At 41.8% G+C, this 14,706-nt stretch carries 16 protein-coding genes; 12 read left to right on the plus strand and 4 right to left on the minus strand.

The genetic code is table 11. The features are described 5' to 3' along the window. The first annotated feature begins 219 nt into the window (after positions 1-219). The 10 genes from MUP17_12920 to MUP17_12965 all read left to right on the plus strand — a co-directional run bounded on the left by MUP17_12920 (position 220) and on the right by MUP17_12965 (position 6,726). A complete protein-coding gene (locus MUP17_12920; GenBank protein ID MCJ7459870.1) occupies positions 220-903 on the plus strand; it encodes an SOS response-associated peptidase in 684 nt (227 codons plus the stop codon). A gap of 52 nt (positions 904-955) precedes the next feature. After that, entirely contained in the window at positions 956-2,503 is a 1,548-nt protein-coding gene (locus MUP17_12925) for a hypothetical protein (GenBank protein MCJ7459871.1), read from the plus strand. 192 nt (positions 2,504-2,695) lie between these two features. Further along, positions 2,696-2,932 (plus strand): DUF5659 domain-containing protein, encoded by a 237-nt coding sequence (locus MUP17_12930; protein MCJ7459872.1) that lies wholly within the window; start codon positions 2,696-2,698, stop codon positions 2,930-2,932. A 26-nt stretch (positions 2,933-2,958) separates the two neighbouring features. Continuing rightward, complete coding sequence (locus MUP17_12935) at positions 2,959-3,531, plus strand: CHC2 zinc finger domain-containing protein (protein ID MCJ7459873.1); 573 nt, start codon at positions 2,959-2,961, stop codon at positions 3,529-3,531. Then, complete coding sequence (locus MUP17_12940; protein ID MCJ7459874.1) at positions 3,512-4,858, plus strand: hypothetical protein; 1,347 nt, start codon at positions 3,512-3,514, stop codon at positions 4,856-4,858. Before MUP17_12935 ends, MUP17_12940 begins: the two co-directional genes overlap by 20 nt. A 108-nt stretch (positions 4,859-4,966) precedes the next feature. Continuing rightward, positions 4,967-5,287: a hypothetical protein gene (locus tag MUP17_12945; protein MCJ7459875.1), complete on the plus strand. Its 321-nt coding sequence runs from the start codon at positions 4,967-4,969 to the stop codon at positions 5,285-5,287. Then, positions 5,280-5,678, plus strand: coding sequence for an Mcm10/DnaG-type zinc finger protein (locus tag MUP17_12950; GenBank protein ID MCJ7459876.1), 399 nt, complete (start codon positions 5,280-5,282; stop codon positions 5,676-5,678). The genes MUP17_12945 and MUP17_12950 overlap by 8 nt, the downstream gene beginning before the upstream one ends. Positions 5,679-5,700: 22 nt before the next feature. Then, positions 5,701-6,168: a hypothetical protein gene (locus MUP17_12955; protein MCJ7459877.1), complete on the plus strand. Its 468-nt coding sequence runs from the start codon at positions 5,701-5,703 to the stop codon at positions 6,166-6,168. Beyond that, on the plus strand, positions 6,122-6,526 hold the full coding sequence (locus tag MUP17_12960) for a hypothetical protein (GenBank protein ID MCJ7459878.1): 405 nt from the start codon (positions 6,122-6,124) through the stop codon (positions 6,524-6,526). Before MUP17_12955 ends, MUP17_12960 begins: the two co-directional genes overlap by 47 nt. Continuing rightward, complete coding sequence (locus MUP17_12965; protein ID MCJ7459879.1) at positions 6,514-6,726, plus strand: helix-turn-helix domain-containing protein; 213 nt, start codon at positions 6,514-6,516, stop codon at positions 6,724-6,726. The genes MUP17_12960 and MUP17_12965 overlap by 13 nt, the downstream gene beginning before the upstream one ends. Before the next feature lie 135 nt (positions 6,727-6,861). On the opposite strand, the gene MUP17_12970 is transcribed toward MUP17_12965, so the two are convergent. Genes MUP17_12970 through MUP17_12980 form a run of 3 tightly spaced genes read right to left on the minus strand, consistent with a single transcriptional unit; the run spans position 6,862 to position 11,897 of the window. Continuing rightward, on the minus strand, positions 6,862-7,317 hold the full coding sequence (locus MUP17_12970; GenBank protein ID MCJ7459880.1) for a dockerin type I domain-containing protein: 456 nt from the start codon (positions 7,315-7,317) through the stop codon (positions 6,862-6,864). A 22-nt stretch (positions 7,318-7,339) separates the two neighbouring features. Beyond that, positions 7,340-9,385: a hypothetical protein gene (locus MUP17_12975; GenBank protein MCJ7459881.1), complete on the minus strand. Its 2,046-nt coding sequence runs from the start codon at positions 9,383-9,385 to the stop codon at positions 7,340-7,342. A 46-nt stretch (positions 9,386-9,431) separates the two neighbouring features. After that, positions 9,432-11,897, minus strand: coding sequence for a hypothetical protein (locus MUP17_12980; protein MCJ7459882.1), 2,466 nt, complete (start codon positions 11,895-11,897; stop codon positions 9,432-9,434). A 141-nt stretch (positions 11,898-12,038) separates the two neighbouring features. On the opposite strand from MUP17_12980, the gene MUP17_12985 reads away from it, so the two are divergent. Both MUP17_12985 and MUP17_12990 read left to right on the plus strand, forming a co-directional pair. Continuing rightward, entirely contained in the window at positions 12,039-12,224 is a 186-nt protein-coding gene (locus MUP17_12985; GenBank protein ID MCJ7459883.1) for a hypothetical protein, read from the plus strand. Beyond that, positions 12,221-13,288, plus strand: a complete 1,068-nt coding sequence (locus tag MUP17_12990; GenBank protein MCJ7459884.1) for a tyrosine-type recombinase/integrase — start codon at positions 12,221-12,223, stop codon at positions 13,286-13,288. The genes MUP17_12985 and MUP17_12990 overlap by 4 nt, the downstream gene beginning before the upstream one ends. A 279-nt stretch (positions 13,289-13,567) precedes the next feature. Here the strand turns inward: MUP17_12990 and MUP17_12995 are convergent. After that, positions 13,568-14,706: dockerin type I domain-containing protein (locus tag MUP17_12995; GenBank protein ID MCJ7459885.1), on the minus strand; the 1,139-nt coding region annotated here is incomplete at its 5' end.

The following is a 14,706-nucleotide window of genomic DNA, read 5'->3' on the forward strand; positions in this document are numbered from 1 at the left end:
AACTACATTGCATATCACCATTCCCTATTAAAATTTGTTTTATCCCATCAAAACCGAAGAAATTTCAATCCCAATTGAAACAAAATTGAAACAGGAGGGGGATAGCGCCCCCTAACCCCTTTGATTATATTTTTGAATTGGGTGAGAGAATCTCTGAGAACTATTTCGGGAAATACTTACTTGACAGGCATCAAGAATAAGCTTATGATATAAATATCTATGTGCGGTCGCTACACCTTAACAACTGATACAGATGGAATTGTAAAGAGGTTCAAAATTAAGGACTATCAGGCGGAGCATAGACCCCGGTATAACGTCGCCCCTACCCAAAAGAATCCTGTAGTTTTGCTCAACGAGGAGACAGAAAGGATAATGACGGATATGAGATGGGGTTTAATCCCTTCTTGGGCAAAAGACGAGAAGATCGGGTATCAGATGATCAACGCAAGGGTCGAAACTGTAGCTGAGAAGCCTTCTTTTAGGAAAGCCTTTATCACAAGGATATGCTTAGTCCCGGCTGATGGCTATTATGAGTGGCAGAAGACAGGAAAACCGGGAAGGAAACTTCCTTACATGATAGTCTTAGAATCAAGAGAGCTTTTTGCTTTTGCTGGGTTATGGGAAGCCTGGAAAAACCCTGAAGGAGAGATTGTCCATTCTTATACCATCATCACCACAGAGGCAGATGATTTAGTGACGAGAATTCATCCAAGAATGCCGATTATTCTTAGACCTGAAAATGAAGATATCTGGATTGACCCCGATTTAAGGGATACTGAAAGTCTGATGAAACAACTTAATCCTTATCCTTCCAACTTCACAGAGATGTATGAGGTATCGCCTGCTGTGGGAAGGGCTAATATTGATGTGGAGGAGTTGACCCAGCCCATTAGAAGAGATTAAAGCTGCCAAGAAGCTTGACTTTGGCTTCGATTTTTTTATATGAAATTAGTGTATGAAAGAGAGAATAGAAAAAACAAGAAAGAAGAAATCATATGAAACGGATGTGGGCAAGCCAAAGCTTGCTCCATCGGCTCCTCCAACTAAAATCTTATCCGTAGAAGACATTGTAGCTCTACCTGAACTGGACATCAAGAAGCAAATCAAAAGGTTCATTAACCCGGAGATTCCTCCTGGTTTGGTCGACCAGCTAATGGAATTACAGCTAATTCCAACAGATCCAACTACGGGAGAGTTTTCAATAGAGCTTTTGAATTCGCTCGACAATCTAAGAAAATACCTTCCAGATCAAAAAACAATCGATTTCTGTCAGTTTGATGTGATGCCTATATACAGAGCGAAAGGAGATATAAAAACCATAGAGATTTTGAATAACTCTGAAAGAACGGTCGTCGAGTACCTGGCTGACCAGTTGGAAGATGAGCCTGGCTTAGAAATCTTTATGCGGTGTTGTCAAGAAAAGATTGATGACGCTGTATATGAGGTCAGAGGCAAACTTCAGTGGCGGTTAAAAGGGCTGGTTGCTTGGTATTATTTCAATTCTCTAAAGACTCCGAAAGTAGATGATTCTATGTTAAACCTGCCACTGAGCAAAAATTACGTTTTAAAAACTTGTGAGTGTGTCCATCCCCCAGATACGTATGAGGCTCTTCTTTGGGATTATATAGACTTAACCTACGGTTTGCTCATTCCTTCTGAAAGAATGTTCGAAAAGAAGTGGAGGTATCTAACTAAACTAAATCTATGCCCAAGAGATTGGCATACTGCCTATATGCTGAGAGACCATCAAGCATATTTTGAGTCTGCCCAACGATTGATTGACCGTGGAGTGCCACCGAGAGTCTTTAATGCCGTGTTGAGATACTATGTAAAGGAAATGTCGAAAGAGTGGAAGGTAAAGCAAGAAAAACTGAATCTACATTTCTTTATAATTGCTTTTCTTCTTAATAAGGACCATCCAAGCCTGTTCAAGTCATACCAGATCAAAGTTAGAAACTTCATATACAGGGAACTTGAGCCGAGTAGCACAGTGGAGAAGCTTCAAAAGGATTTAGCTGAGCTTGATAATAAGAAAAAAATCGTTAGGTCGGACTTCTGTCATCCAAACTCCTCAGAGGATGAGAAGGACTATGAGAGCATCCTTGAAAAAAAGATTAAGGACAAAGAACTCAGAATACAAGAGCTAAAACTTCAGAAGTCGGTCAACTCTTATCACTTTCAAAAACTTCTAAGTCAAGACCTATTCCTTGCCTCAGTCTTTTACTCTTATCTATTCAACGGGGAAAAGAATCTTCGGGACATTCTTCCAAGAGGTAGGCCTTCTAAAAAGGTAGAAGGGAAGATAATTCTTTATCTTACAAAGAAACTTAAAGAGAGGGATATAAAGAAGCGAGATAGTAAGATCGGTTGGCTCTTATACTACTTGACCGGGCGAAAAGAATATTTATATGAGCCACGGGAAAGTCCTTTGCCTGGTCTTGTAGCCAAGGCAAAGAAACCCATTAAGCACCTTCGTCACGCATACAAGAGGCGTTCTACCTAATTACACCCCCAGAAAAATCATAACTCACACATATAATAGCTTCTCTTAATAATAGGTAGTAGTGACCTCCCTATGTAAGGTCACTACACCCCTCAGACCTAATCCTTCCCAAAAAGGTCGAAAAAATAGTTCAAAAGAGTTTATACCAAAGGTATTTTTTCCACTGGATATACCATTGACAGAGGGAAAAATATGAAAGACAAGAAAATATTCTCAACCTCAGAACTTGCCTTATCTGCTTTTCTAATTCTTAATCGCTTTGAGCTATCTGACATTGAAAAAGACAGGGAAGGACGAGCCACTTTCCATCTCAATGATAAACCTGAAAGACCAGAGCTGGTGCTAAAATACTTTGGAAAGGATACCACAGTTGAGCCTCTATCCTTTTTAGAGGAAATAAGGAATTTGAAGGCCTTGACTAAAAATTAAGCTCTTTTCACCAAAAGAGGAAAAGAATGAGAAGATCAGAGGAATCCCAGACGAGATTCGACCTTGAGGAGATAAAGGCAAGAGTGTCGATTCAGGATATTTTAGCTGAGCAGGGAATTTCTCTCAAGAAAAACAGATGTTGCTGTCCTTTGCACGGCGGAAAAAATCCCTCGAGTTTTTGTGTAAATAATGGATTTTTTTATTGTCACTCTTGTGGAAAAGGGGGAAATATTTTCACACTTGTCCAGAAGCTCTATAACCTGGATTTTAGAGACGCAGTTACCTATCTAAGTTCAAAAGCAGGGATCGTCCTTCCTGAAAGTCAAGCACCCTTAATTATTCAGAGAACATATAGAGAGATCAGTATTGAACAGGATTATGATAAGACTGTTGATGAAGCGATTCTCTTATTAGAGGAGATATGGACTAAGCTTTTGAAGGAACTGGATGCGGCATTGAGGGAACACAGAATTAATCTTTCTGAATATTATCAGAGACAACAGATACTTGAAGTTAGATTGAACTCTTTGGACGAGTTTTCCATTTACAGGAATTTTCAAAAACATATGAGGAGAAAAGATGAAAGAAGAGTTAAATGAGATAGCCAAAAGTGAACTTGGAGTGGATGAGAAACTAAATGAGGTTTCAATTACTCATAAATATGGTATCGTAAGAAACACCATAGTCGAAAACTTCGACCAGAGAACCTGGTTCATAACTGATGCCTGCTTATCGGTGATTGCCACCCTTCTTCTTGAAGATATAACCAACCCTTGCGGGCTGAACATCCTCGATAGTCCGTCCACTAATAAGACTACGGTTCTTTCTTTTTTTGATGTGGAGGGTATTACTTACAAATCAGATTCCTTTACGCCTGCCTCTTTTGTTTCGCACAGCTCAAATGTCAAAGAAAAAGAGCTACCAAAGATAGACCTTCTGCCAAGAATACAATACAAATGCCTGATCATCCCTGAACTGGGACCGGTTTTCCAGAAAAGGAGGGAAGATTTAATAGAAAATATCTCAGTTCTTACCAGGGTTTTTGATGGACAAGGGCTGGAGACAGATAGCGGTGTCAGGGGTAGAAGGGGATATAAAGGTGATTATCTTTTTGCCTGGCTGGGTGCCTCAACTCCCTTTGATTTCAGGGTGTGGAACATAATGGGGAAATTCGGCAGTCGACTCCTTTTTCTCACAGTAAATGATGATAGCTCCAATGGAAGCAGGATAAACAAGGTGATGGCTGGACTTACAGATATCCAATCTTATAAGCTTAAGGCGCAGAGGTGCAAACAGGTAGTAAGTGACTTTTTAGAATTTCTATGGAGAAATACCGGTGGGGTTAGAAAAATCCAATGGGATAGGGCTAAGGATAACCAGAGCCTAATCGAGGTTATTGCCAAGCTGTCGAATCTGGTAGCTATTGCCAGATCGACTGTATCAGTTTGGAGAGAGCAGCAGACAGATTACAACTATAACCAGCCTATAATAGAGCATCCTTTTAGATTATCTTCAATCCTTTATAATTTAGCCCGGGGACACGCAATTATCCAGGGAAGAAATCAGATCAATGCGGAAGATATAAGACTTGTCATAGAGGTCGGGCTCTCAAGTATGCCCGATGATAGGAGACAAGTTTTAAACCTGCTCTTAAACAAAGAAGCAGGAGATAATCTAAAAACTGATGAGATTGTCGAAAAATTAGGGGTCAGCAATCCCACTGCCAGAGCCATAATGCAAACCTTCGCAGTATTAGGAATAGTTGACCATAATAAGCCGGGAATGGGCTCTGCAGATTCTATCAGGTTAAAAGAGGACTTTGAGTGGTTTCAGGGAGCGGAGTTCAGGAAATTAAGACAACAACCTGAAAGAAATCTGTCACCCTGTAAAGAACAGGAGCATAATGAAAAAGAAATACCGTTCTAACACACAAAGGGTGGCAGAAAATTTTCAGGTTCAACCTGAAAGAGAATCGACACCCTGTAAGCTTCAACTTGAAAGAAAACTGACACTCTGTGAAAGAAGGAGTTAAAGATGTCACTAAATCTAATCCTCTGTCTGGTTTGTAAATCCAACCAGATAGATGTGAACAGATGGGAGGAAAACAGACCAATCTGGAGATGCTCGAATTGTGGAAATGAAGACAAAGACCAATTCACCATCGGGAGGGCATATCTATCTGCCCTTGAAGATGAAGAAAAAATCATAGAAGAGGCACGAAAAGATATGGCAATTAACAGAAAGATTAAGCTTGCTTCCTCTCAGAAGTTGGTTTCTAATCTCAAGCATCTCAAGAGATTAGCTACGTCCTCCCTGCCCTTACCGAGCAAGAAAGGAGCTAACTGCAATGCTTAAGGTGTGTAAATTCATTAAAGATGATGGAGAGTCCTGCCAGGCTCCGGTTATAGAAGGATCAGAGTATTGCTTTTTTCACCACCCTGGTAAGGTGGTTGAAAGGCTGGAAGCTGCAAGCAGAGGAGGAAAGAGCAGAGTTAAGGTGTTAGACCAGTCAGATATCAAAATCAAGAGCCTTACAGACGTGGTAAGACTTTTAGAGCAGACAGTCAACCAGGTTAGGACAGGACTGATAGATGTGAGGATATCCAACTCCATAGGGCTTTTGAGTAATGTCCTGGTGAGAGCTATGGAACAGGAGATATTGGAGAGAAAGCTGGATATGTTGGAAAAACAGATAGGTAAAGGGGAACTTTCAAGAGTGGATGCTCTTGAGTTGGATAGAGGGTAGAACCATTGAGGAAAGAATAAAAATGACCAAAGGTCTAAGACGCAGAGTAGAGATATTAGAGGAGAAGATAGGGATGAACGAGGACTGGCGGTGTGAGTGTTTCATACCTTTTTGCTTGGATAAATTCCCCCTGCCTCTTAGCCTCAGCAGGGGAAAGAGATACCAGCTGCTGACAGCGGAAGATCCCCTGGGTAGGAGGCTTTTTGACAGCGGCAAAGTATCCTTTGTGTTCTGGATACCTACCGGAAGAATGCATAGACTTGGCGTTCCGGAGATAACCAGCACAAAGGTGAAAGGGAAGACATCCCTTGAGGTTCTAAGAGAAATGAGAAAAGCAATACTGGGTGAGACAGCAGAAGGATATACTGCTCTGTATAGGGGCAGCACCAGTAAGTTGCTTATGGTGGAAAGACACATCCAGTTCTTTGAAGAAGAGGTAAAAGATGAGAGACCTGAGGAAGAGGATAGACAAGATTCAGGGAATAATTGAGGAAACGAATAGAACCTTACCAGAGAGGTTCGAGAAGAGCCTTAGTTATAAGCAGATGTGTGATAGGCTAAGGTTCTTGGCTGAAACTCAATACTGGCTACAAAAGGGCAATATGGAAGGCTTCTCAGAGGTTCAAAAAAGGGTTGAAGACTACTGTAAAGGGAAGATAGTGAGGGTCCTCGATGAGAATACTTATAAAAAAATAGAAAGCTCAGGTAGAGATTGGAAGACTATTGAGAAATGCGATCTAAGTTACGCTCAGACTCAAAGCGACAAACCCCTGAGATATGACTTGTACTGGGCTAATATGATAAAATCTGCTTTTCGAGATGCAGGAATTGATCTATGCCTTGGTTGACCAAAAAAGAAGCTGCTGAATACCTCAGAGTGTGTGAGAACACGATTGATAACCTGGACAGTCGAGGTATGCTCAAAGGTCATAGGCTCTACATTGGCAAGAAGCCAATTGTCAGGTTCAAGCAAGAAGATTTGGATAATCTGTTTCTGAAAAGGCAAAAAGGAAGACCAAGGCAGGTAGAAATAGCAGATTCAATTTAAGAAATTGAGTAAAAAATAGCAAACCGGCAGTGCTTGACTTCCTTGCCAAGATTAATGGAGCTGATTATAGGAAACACTGCCGGTTCAAGCGTTCTTTGACAATTGAAGAGCTTGATTAGTGCTTACTTTACTTCCTCACAGGTTACACGGTGGCGGTCCACCTTTGAAAAGGTAATTAATCTTATAAACTACGTCTGATACATCACAATGATTATCGCAGTTCACATCACAGACCTCGGGAGGACGAGAAGGGGGTCCGCCTTTGAAAAGATGATTTATTTCATAAACTACATCAGCGACCGTTATCCTTCCATCAGCATTATCATCCGCGTGCACAAAAGCCGCAGTATTAACATACCCCTGCCGTGCCCAAAGACTATCTGCCTTAGAAAGTCCAACCACTGACGGCTGACCCCCAGTCCCTATCCTCAAAAGATAATTAGCAGATTGTGCCCTCCCGCCTAATTCATCTAAAACATCAGTGAACATTTTATAGTTTTGGCTACGGGATTGGGTAAAAAGATTGAAGTAAACAAAAATACAAATCACTAAGACAAAAAATTTGAATTTGAGGATTTTGGATTTATCCATTTTTTACCTCCTGTCCGATTGCTTATTTTATGTTAAAATACGCCTTTATCGTGCCGGGACCATCTGTGTCTTTTAATTCCACAGGTCTTCCGATCCTGTAAGGCAGATTCTGAACTGTGGCGTCCACTGCCTTTGCATATCCAAGCACAGAGGACGTAACCAAGATCTGTCCTTTTTTGACTTTTCCTATGACTTTAACGTGGTACACTCCCAGAATCACAGGTCTACCCTCAAAACCCTCTACATTCTCCGGATCAACCTTCATTTCTTCGGCAGTGGATTTCACGGCAACGCTCACGAAGTCTAAAGTTTTCTCACTGTTGCATTTTTCCCATTTGCCAGTCTCGGGGTTATAAACTATAACGTCACCATCTTCAATCTCAGTATTGTTTAGCGGAAGTTTACTCTCTGCTAAATGAGAAGGATAGAGAGTCCCTGAATAATGTAGATTTACGAACCATCCATCTGCCCACCTTTCGCTTGCTCCACCAAGAGGAAAAGCATTGTTCACACGGGGATTTATTCTCTCTGCCGCTATGACATTGTTCGCTGCATCGAGCGTTATTCCATTAGTGGAGGATTGAAGAACTAAACCACCACTACCGTAAGAGGTAATATACCCGTTTGTTCCATCGTGCGAAAACCTGATTTTTCTGTAGGGATCCGAAAACCGAAAGATAATTCCTGTGTTCAGGTCAGTATTAAGAAAGATTTCATCTGATTCAAAATTCGGCCTGAGCCACCTCTCCCCAGTCATATTAAGTCGATTTGACCCGAGATTAATATCTCCCCCCATAGTCAGACTTCCATTCAACGTCCCTGATTGGTCATTTCTCAAGAATTGTGTGCCGTGAATTCCATCAACTAAATCGGAGTTTGAAGCACCAGGATAAGTATCTCCCCAATCATGTCCATCCCAGATGTCAGCAGAAACCTGTCCGTTGTGGAATCCGTCCAGCTTATCGGCGTTATCTATAGTACCAACAAGGTTTCCATAAATATTTCCGTCAACAATCAGGGCAGGCGCTATCCAAACACCAGATCCGTAACCTAAGTTAAGTGTGGTACTCCCTTGAGAACATTCTGGATCTGAGAGAATTGGAACTGAAGGTAAGCCACTAAAATGATAAGTTCTACCACCTAAGACTTGTAAAAAAATACCAGATTGTCCACCACCAGAACCTTCGCAGCTGACAACACTCTTGAGAAGAGGAACATTAAATTCAGCCTTTTCAACCCGGATGAAAGTATTTCCTGCTTGCGACCCCCACTCTCCTATATTTGTTGAAACAGTTGCAGAAAGTTGACCAAGCCAACTGCCATCCTCATGCGTATATCGAAATATAGAAAATCTTAATGGTGAAGTGTTCGCATTAGGTATCTTTATCCATCTAAGTTCAGATTGCGAGCCACCAACATTGAGAGCTTGATATGCATACTGTTGGTATCCATACAAATCTGTGCTATTAAATCTTGCATAACCATTAACGTCTAATTTAGCTCCTGGGGTCATTGTTCCTATGCCGACATTACCATTCAAGTGATATACATTGTCTCCGTTGATGGTCCAGTCTGAATCTGGCATTGCAAAATGGGCCGTGTCAGCAGTCGTTGAATGATAAGCATACCCCACACTCACTATCGCCTTTCTGGGAGTCATTTCGTTATCGCTTCCGACCTTTAATCCCAGGTATCTTGTATTCCCATCAAAAACTGTAGCCGGAATAGGGTTTACACTCCCTAGCAAAACACTGAAGACCCCAAATTCAACTTTGACTGAGGGCTGAGTTTCAGTCCATAAGGCAGTTCCATCGGTGCTTTCTGCATAAATTGAGAATACCATTGAAGTTGTAGTATCAATTAAAGCCCCGCTTGGTCTGGTTATCTTTCCCTGATAATTAATCATCTTGGGAACTTCAGCCAAAACATAGCTGAAAGAGAAGAGAAATACAAACACTGCTACAAAAAATATCACCTTGGGTTTCATCTTTTTCTCCTTTTTCAAATGGTTTGCGTTTCTTGCTAAATATTTCTCTCTATTAGACCTGAGAACTTGGACGAAATACATAGAACCTCCTTCTTTGAATATTATGAACTTTTCTTTACTGCTTCTCTTATGGTTCGCAAGGTGGTGGTCCACCCTTGAAAAGGTAGTTAATGAGATATACAATATCACCTACAGTTATCCCGACATCACAATTGACATTACCGGATGCCAACGGAGAAGGTGCGGGACCACCCTTGAATAGGTAGTTCACGAGTCGGATGACATCGGCAACTGTAATTAAACCATCTGAGTTTGCATCTCCTGTTATATAGCGGATAGCCATTATCTCCTCGGAAGGATTGCTTTCGTTTCCTGAAAAGTCGGTAGCGGACACCAGGTAATAGTAAGGCTTACCCACTTTAGCCGTTGAGTCAACAAAAGAAGTGTCAATAGTATAGGTTAGCCGATTGGATAAAGACCGCACGAATTCGCTGGTGGTATCACGGTATAGAGTGAAGTATCTGAAATCAATTTCAGTGCTGGTTTTCCATATCAGTTTAGTGGCGGTAGGCCTATGAATGGCCAAAAAACCGGTTGGCTGTGAGGGTTTCAAATTATCTACTGAATATCCGGAGTCAATAGGCGAATCAAAGAAAAGAGTAGGATCGCTTGTGCCCGCCCTGACGAAAAAATAAGACCAATATATCCCCTCAGATTTAGTTGAATCTCTCAAAGTCGGAAGGATAGCAGAATACAGGGTTTCCCCATAAGCGGGAATTGTAAATAACCACTGCCACTCTCCGGGTGGATATTTTAGGGACAGATTGGGACCGAGAACTGATTCGGCAGTAGAAGAAGTTATTAAGGAATCTTTTCTTCTGAAGATTGAGAAATTGGTCACCAGAGGGTCTGAACCGGGAAAGCTTAGCCATTCAATGAAAACCTGCTTACCCTGGTCATTACCCACATCTGAAATCTTTTTAATAGTGATGTTGTATGAACTACAGGTGACTGTCAGAGATGCAGAATCACGAGCAAGAGGATTTGTTCTTGAAACAGACAGGAGAGTAAGCTGGTCCTCCGTACCAATTTCTACATTTGGTATTTGAACCGTAAAGCTCACTTGCTGGCTTTGGGCAGTCTCAAGAGTGATATCATAATGAAGCGGAACAATGCTCCAACCGATATCGTCCGATATGTCCACGCTATAGCTGTCACGAACGGAGCCCACATTTGCAACTGTGAATGACACTGAGACCGAGCTCATCGGAGAGCCACCTCTATTGCTTCCTGCAGTGACTTCTACAGCTTGAGGAATAGCATCGCAATTGACTGTTAAGAAAGCAGTATCACTAACGGAAGAATCCGCACGTGATACTGCAATGAGCCTCAACTTATCAGTTGTTCCAATAGGAACGTCTGGAATTGAGACAGTAAAGCTTACGGTATCAACCTGACCAGAGTCGAGTGAAATTGTGTAGTGCGTGGGAACGATTGCCCAGCCAAGCGAGTCGGTTATATCTAAATCGTAAGTATCAGAAAAAAACCCCGTGTTTCGTATGAAGAATTCAACCTCAACATCTGTTTCAGCCCTTCCTTCGATATTAGGACCAGCTGTTAGCTCGACATCTCGGGGTCTTCCACAGCCAACACCAAAAGCACCGATATCTGTCCCTCCTTCGCCTGCTCCTACACAGGGAGATAGGTTAGAGAGGTAGTAATTATCAGGAGTAGTGTCGCAAAAGGCTGGGTTAGTAGAGATGCAGCCTATTCCTGGAACAATTCCATAGAGATTACCTGACGCATTGTTCCAGACATCACAGTAGGTTATAATTGGATATGAGTTTTCTACTGCAATTATCCCATACGAGGACCCGTTAGAGATTATAGTATTCTTGACCTCAGGAGAGGAGAAACTATAACAGTAGATACTTCCCACGCTCTCTATACTGCTGTCAATGGTATTGTTCACTATTAGGGGAGAGGATGCATTGCAGAAAATTGCACCCCCGAAATAATTATTGGACCTGTTTTGAATCATCAGATTTCGACTAATAGTGGGAGAACTCTGATTGGAACAATCGATAGCGCCCCCGTGGTATCCGGAGGTATTTCCGATTAGGCGATTCTTCTCTATTATTGGCGAACTGTAGTAGTAACAGCTTATACCACCGCCGTATCTTCCCCAGTTTCCCTTCACAATGTTGTTTCTAATTGTAGGAGATGAATTAAAGCAATAGATGCCACCGCCCCTTTGGTCAGGATTGTATGCATTCTGAATAGTAAACCCTTGGAGAATCGAATTATTGCCCTCTCCAGAGCTGAAGGTCGCTATAGGCACACCTGAGTAAGCCTTGTTTATTATGGTGCTCTCTGCCCCAGCTTCGCTTTTTACTAAGATTGCTTTACCATAGAAGTTGATATGCTCATAATAAGTCCCTGGAGCCACCAATACCGTATCCCCGTTCACAGCCCCATTTATTCCGCCTTGAATCGTAGATAAATCAGAGGGGACGTGGATAATCTTAGCCTGAGCAGGAAATGAAACAAGAATGAAGACACAAACCAGCAATAAAGCTTTAAACTTAGGCATAAATGCCTCCATTATAGAGGTTAGGTTTGATTTACAAAAGAACCACTATGCTTCCCCCGAGCTTAGATTGTGGTTTTACATTAGTAAATTAGTAAGAAAATTTAGTAAGTCAAGCGGATTTTGCTTGACAAAGGAGGATTAGTGAGTTATAATAATTTTGTGAGAGCAGCAGAACAGGCTTTTTTATTGCCCAAATTGAATCATATTGCCCGGCTGGCTATTTCTTCATCCTGTTGGCTGTTCTCACAAGCAATCAACTGCTTAAGAATAGCTGGCTGGGCTTTGTTTAAAAATCTCAAAACGAAAGGAGGTGAGAAAGAGAAATGAGAGTATATCATAGGGGAAAGAACTGGTATGTGGATTACGCAGTCGAGGGAAAACGGGTAAGAAAGTCCTTTGGAAGACAGAAAAAGGTTGCTGAGCTGTATCTGATGAATGTAGAGGTTAAGATCGCCAAAGGAGAAGAGCTAAGCCCGAAATATGATTTTGTCTCCTTGTCTGATTTCATTGCCAAGTATCTGGAGTATAGCCGGAACAATAAATCTCTCTCAACCTACAGGACAGACCTGAGCAGGATCAATTCCTTTCAGCAGTTTCTAAAGGATAAAGGTATTGAAAGACTTGAGAGAATTACCCCAGCAGTAATAGAGGAGTTTAAATCCCTTGTGCTTAAAAGCTCCTCAGCTACCACTTTCAATCATTATCTAACACTGGTCAAAGCAATGCTGAACAAGGCTGTATCCTGGCGAAACCTAAGAGAGAATCCTTTAAGGGAGGTTAAAAAACTCAAGTCTTTGAATGCCCGTCAGGTTAGGTTTCTTACAGATGAGGAGATCTCTGCTATTCTGGATAAGTCAGGGGATTTAATGAAGAAAGTGATAAGGATTCTCCTATACTCTGGTATGAGAAGGTCTGAGTTAGTCTTCTTAACCTGGGATGATATTGATTTTCTCAATAAGCTGATAACTGTTCAGTCCAAACCCGAGGCAGGTTTTCATCCCAAAAGTCACCTTCCCCGGTCTATCCCGATTAATCCAGACTTGGAGCAATTGATCCTTGACCTACCTCAGAAAGGGAGGTATCTCTTTGATGACGGTAAAGGCAAACCACTACACTGCAAGGATTATTACACCAAGGAATTTGAGAAGATATTGAAAAAAGCAGACGTCAAGAACGCTAACCTTCACACACTCAGACACACTTTCGCAAGCGACTTAGTCATGGCTGGAGTTGATCTCAGGACAGTTCAGGAGCTATTAGGACACTCTACAATCAAGGTGACGGAGAGATATGCACATCTTTCCCCAGACCATAAGACAAGGGCTATTAACGTGCTGAAATTTGGTCAAGATGGCACAAAGTTGGCACAAAATCGAATTTTGAATAGCTAACTCTCTCATTTCCAAAGAGATATTTAGGAAAGCTTTGAACTCATAACCCGAAGGTCGTTGGTTCAAATCCAACCCCCGCTATTTTTTTTATTTCTGGGGAAAATAAATTAATACTTTCCATTTTTAGGCTGGTAGTCCGTCCCGCTTATAGCGGGAAGGTCGTCCCGCCTTTGGCGGGACCCCCGCTATTTTGATTTGTCTTGGAGGGACAGAACATTGTTCTGTCCACTTTCTTTTATTAAGGATTATCTCAGGTTGAGGGCAACATGGGTTTACTGATTAGCAGCTTGGTTTCGGTCCGTCTTTGAATAGATAGTTTATCAGGTAGACTGCATCGCTGACCGTAACCTTGTTATCATTATTGCTGTCTCCCGCTATCATCGGTTCAGGTGCAGGACCTCCCCTGAAGAGGTAGTTGATCAGATATATCACATCCGAAATATCTATGCTTCCACTATTATCAGCATCCCCCAATATACAAAGTGCCTTCGTATCTGCCCAATAAATATCTTGGTCACCCCTAGTGAAAAATAAATATTTCCCATCCGGGGAAATACTGGCACAATACTGAAAACTCGTAGCATTGATCAAATTATTCAATTTAATTGCCGGATACCAGCTATCATCTGGTCTTTTAAAGCTGATATAAAGAAAGCTCTCCCCGGAAGTCGGATAATTAGGTAGAGCATCAAACAGAAGGTAATTTTCATCCGCAGCAATAAATGGATGGGCGGCAATGTAAAAGCTATTGATTTCATTTCCCAATTTAACCGGGGTTTCGTAGACTCCATTGTTATTTTTTGCCATATATATCTGAACATGGTTGTTTCCTTCAAGTTGACAAAAATAAAGATTCCCATTAGCGGCAACGCTTGGTCCCATTTTGCCAAGGCTGGACAATGGTTCCCCAATCACATGGGGAGCTGACCAACTGGTGTCTATCCTGTCAACATACCATATTCTCGGAGGTGTTCCGCCAGGACGCTCCGAGATAAAAAATAATTTTTGTCCATCGGGTGAAATATTGGGCTCAATATTATAGGAATAGTCTTGGGTAAAGGAGGCAAAAACTGGAGTAGTCCATTGGTTATAACTTAGCTTGGTTACCCAGATATTGTTGGTAGCAGTTGCCTCGTCATAACGAGTGAAGTAAAATTCAGTTCCGTCCGGAGTGAAAGCACAAGCGTATTCAGCTCCGTTTGTCGTGGAAACTATCCCGGGAGCAAATATTTTAGGAATTGAATCCGGGGGAGATTGACCTAAATATTTATTCATCTGCACACACACCGAGCCCCAATCCGGCTGTATGTTATGGATTTGCATGGTGGTCAATCTGGTTTGGTTGCTACCATCGCCCGCATTCATCCTGTATATTTCATATTTACCGTCACGAAACGAAGAGAAGGCAATCCGATTAC

This window comes from Candidatus Zixiibacteriota bacterium (assembly GCA_022865345.1).
GTDB lineage: Bacteria > Zixibacteria > MSB-5A5 > MSB-5A5 > RBG-16-43-9 > RBG-16-43-9.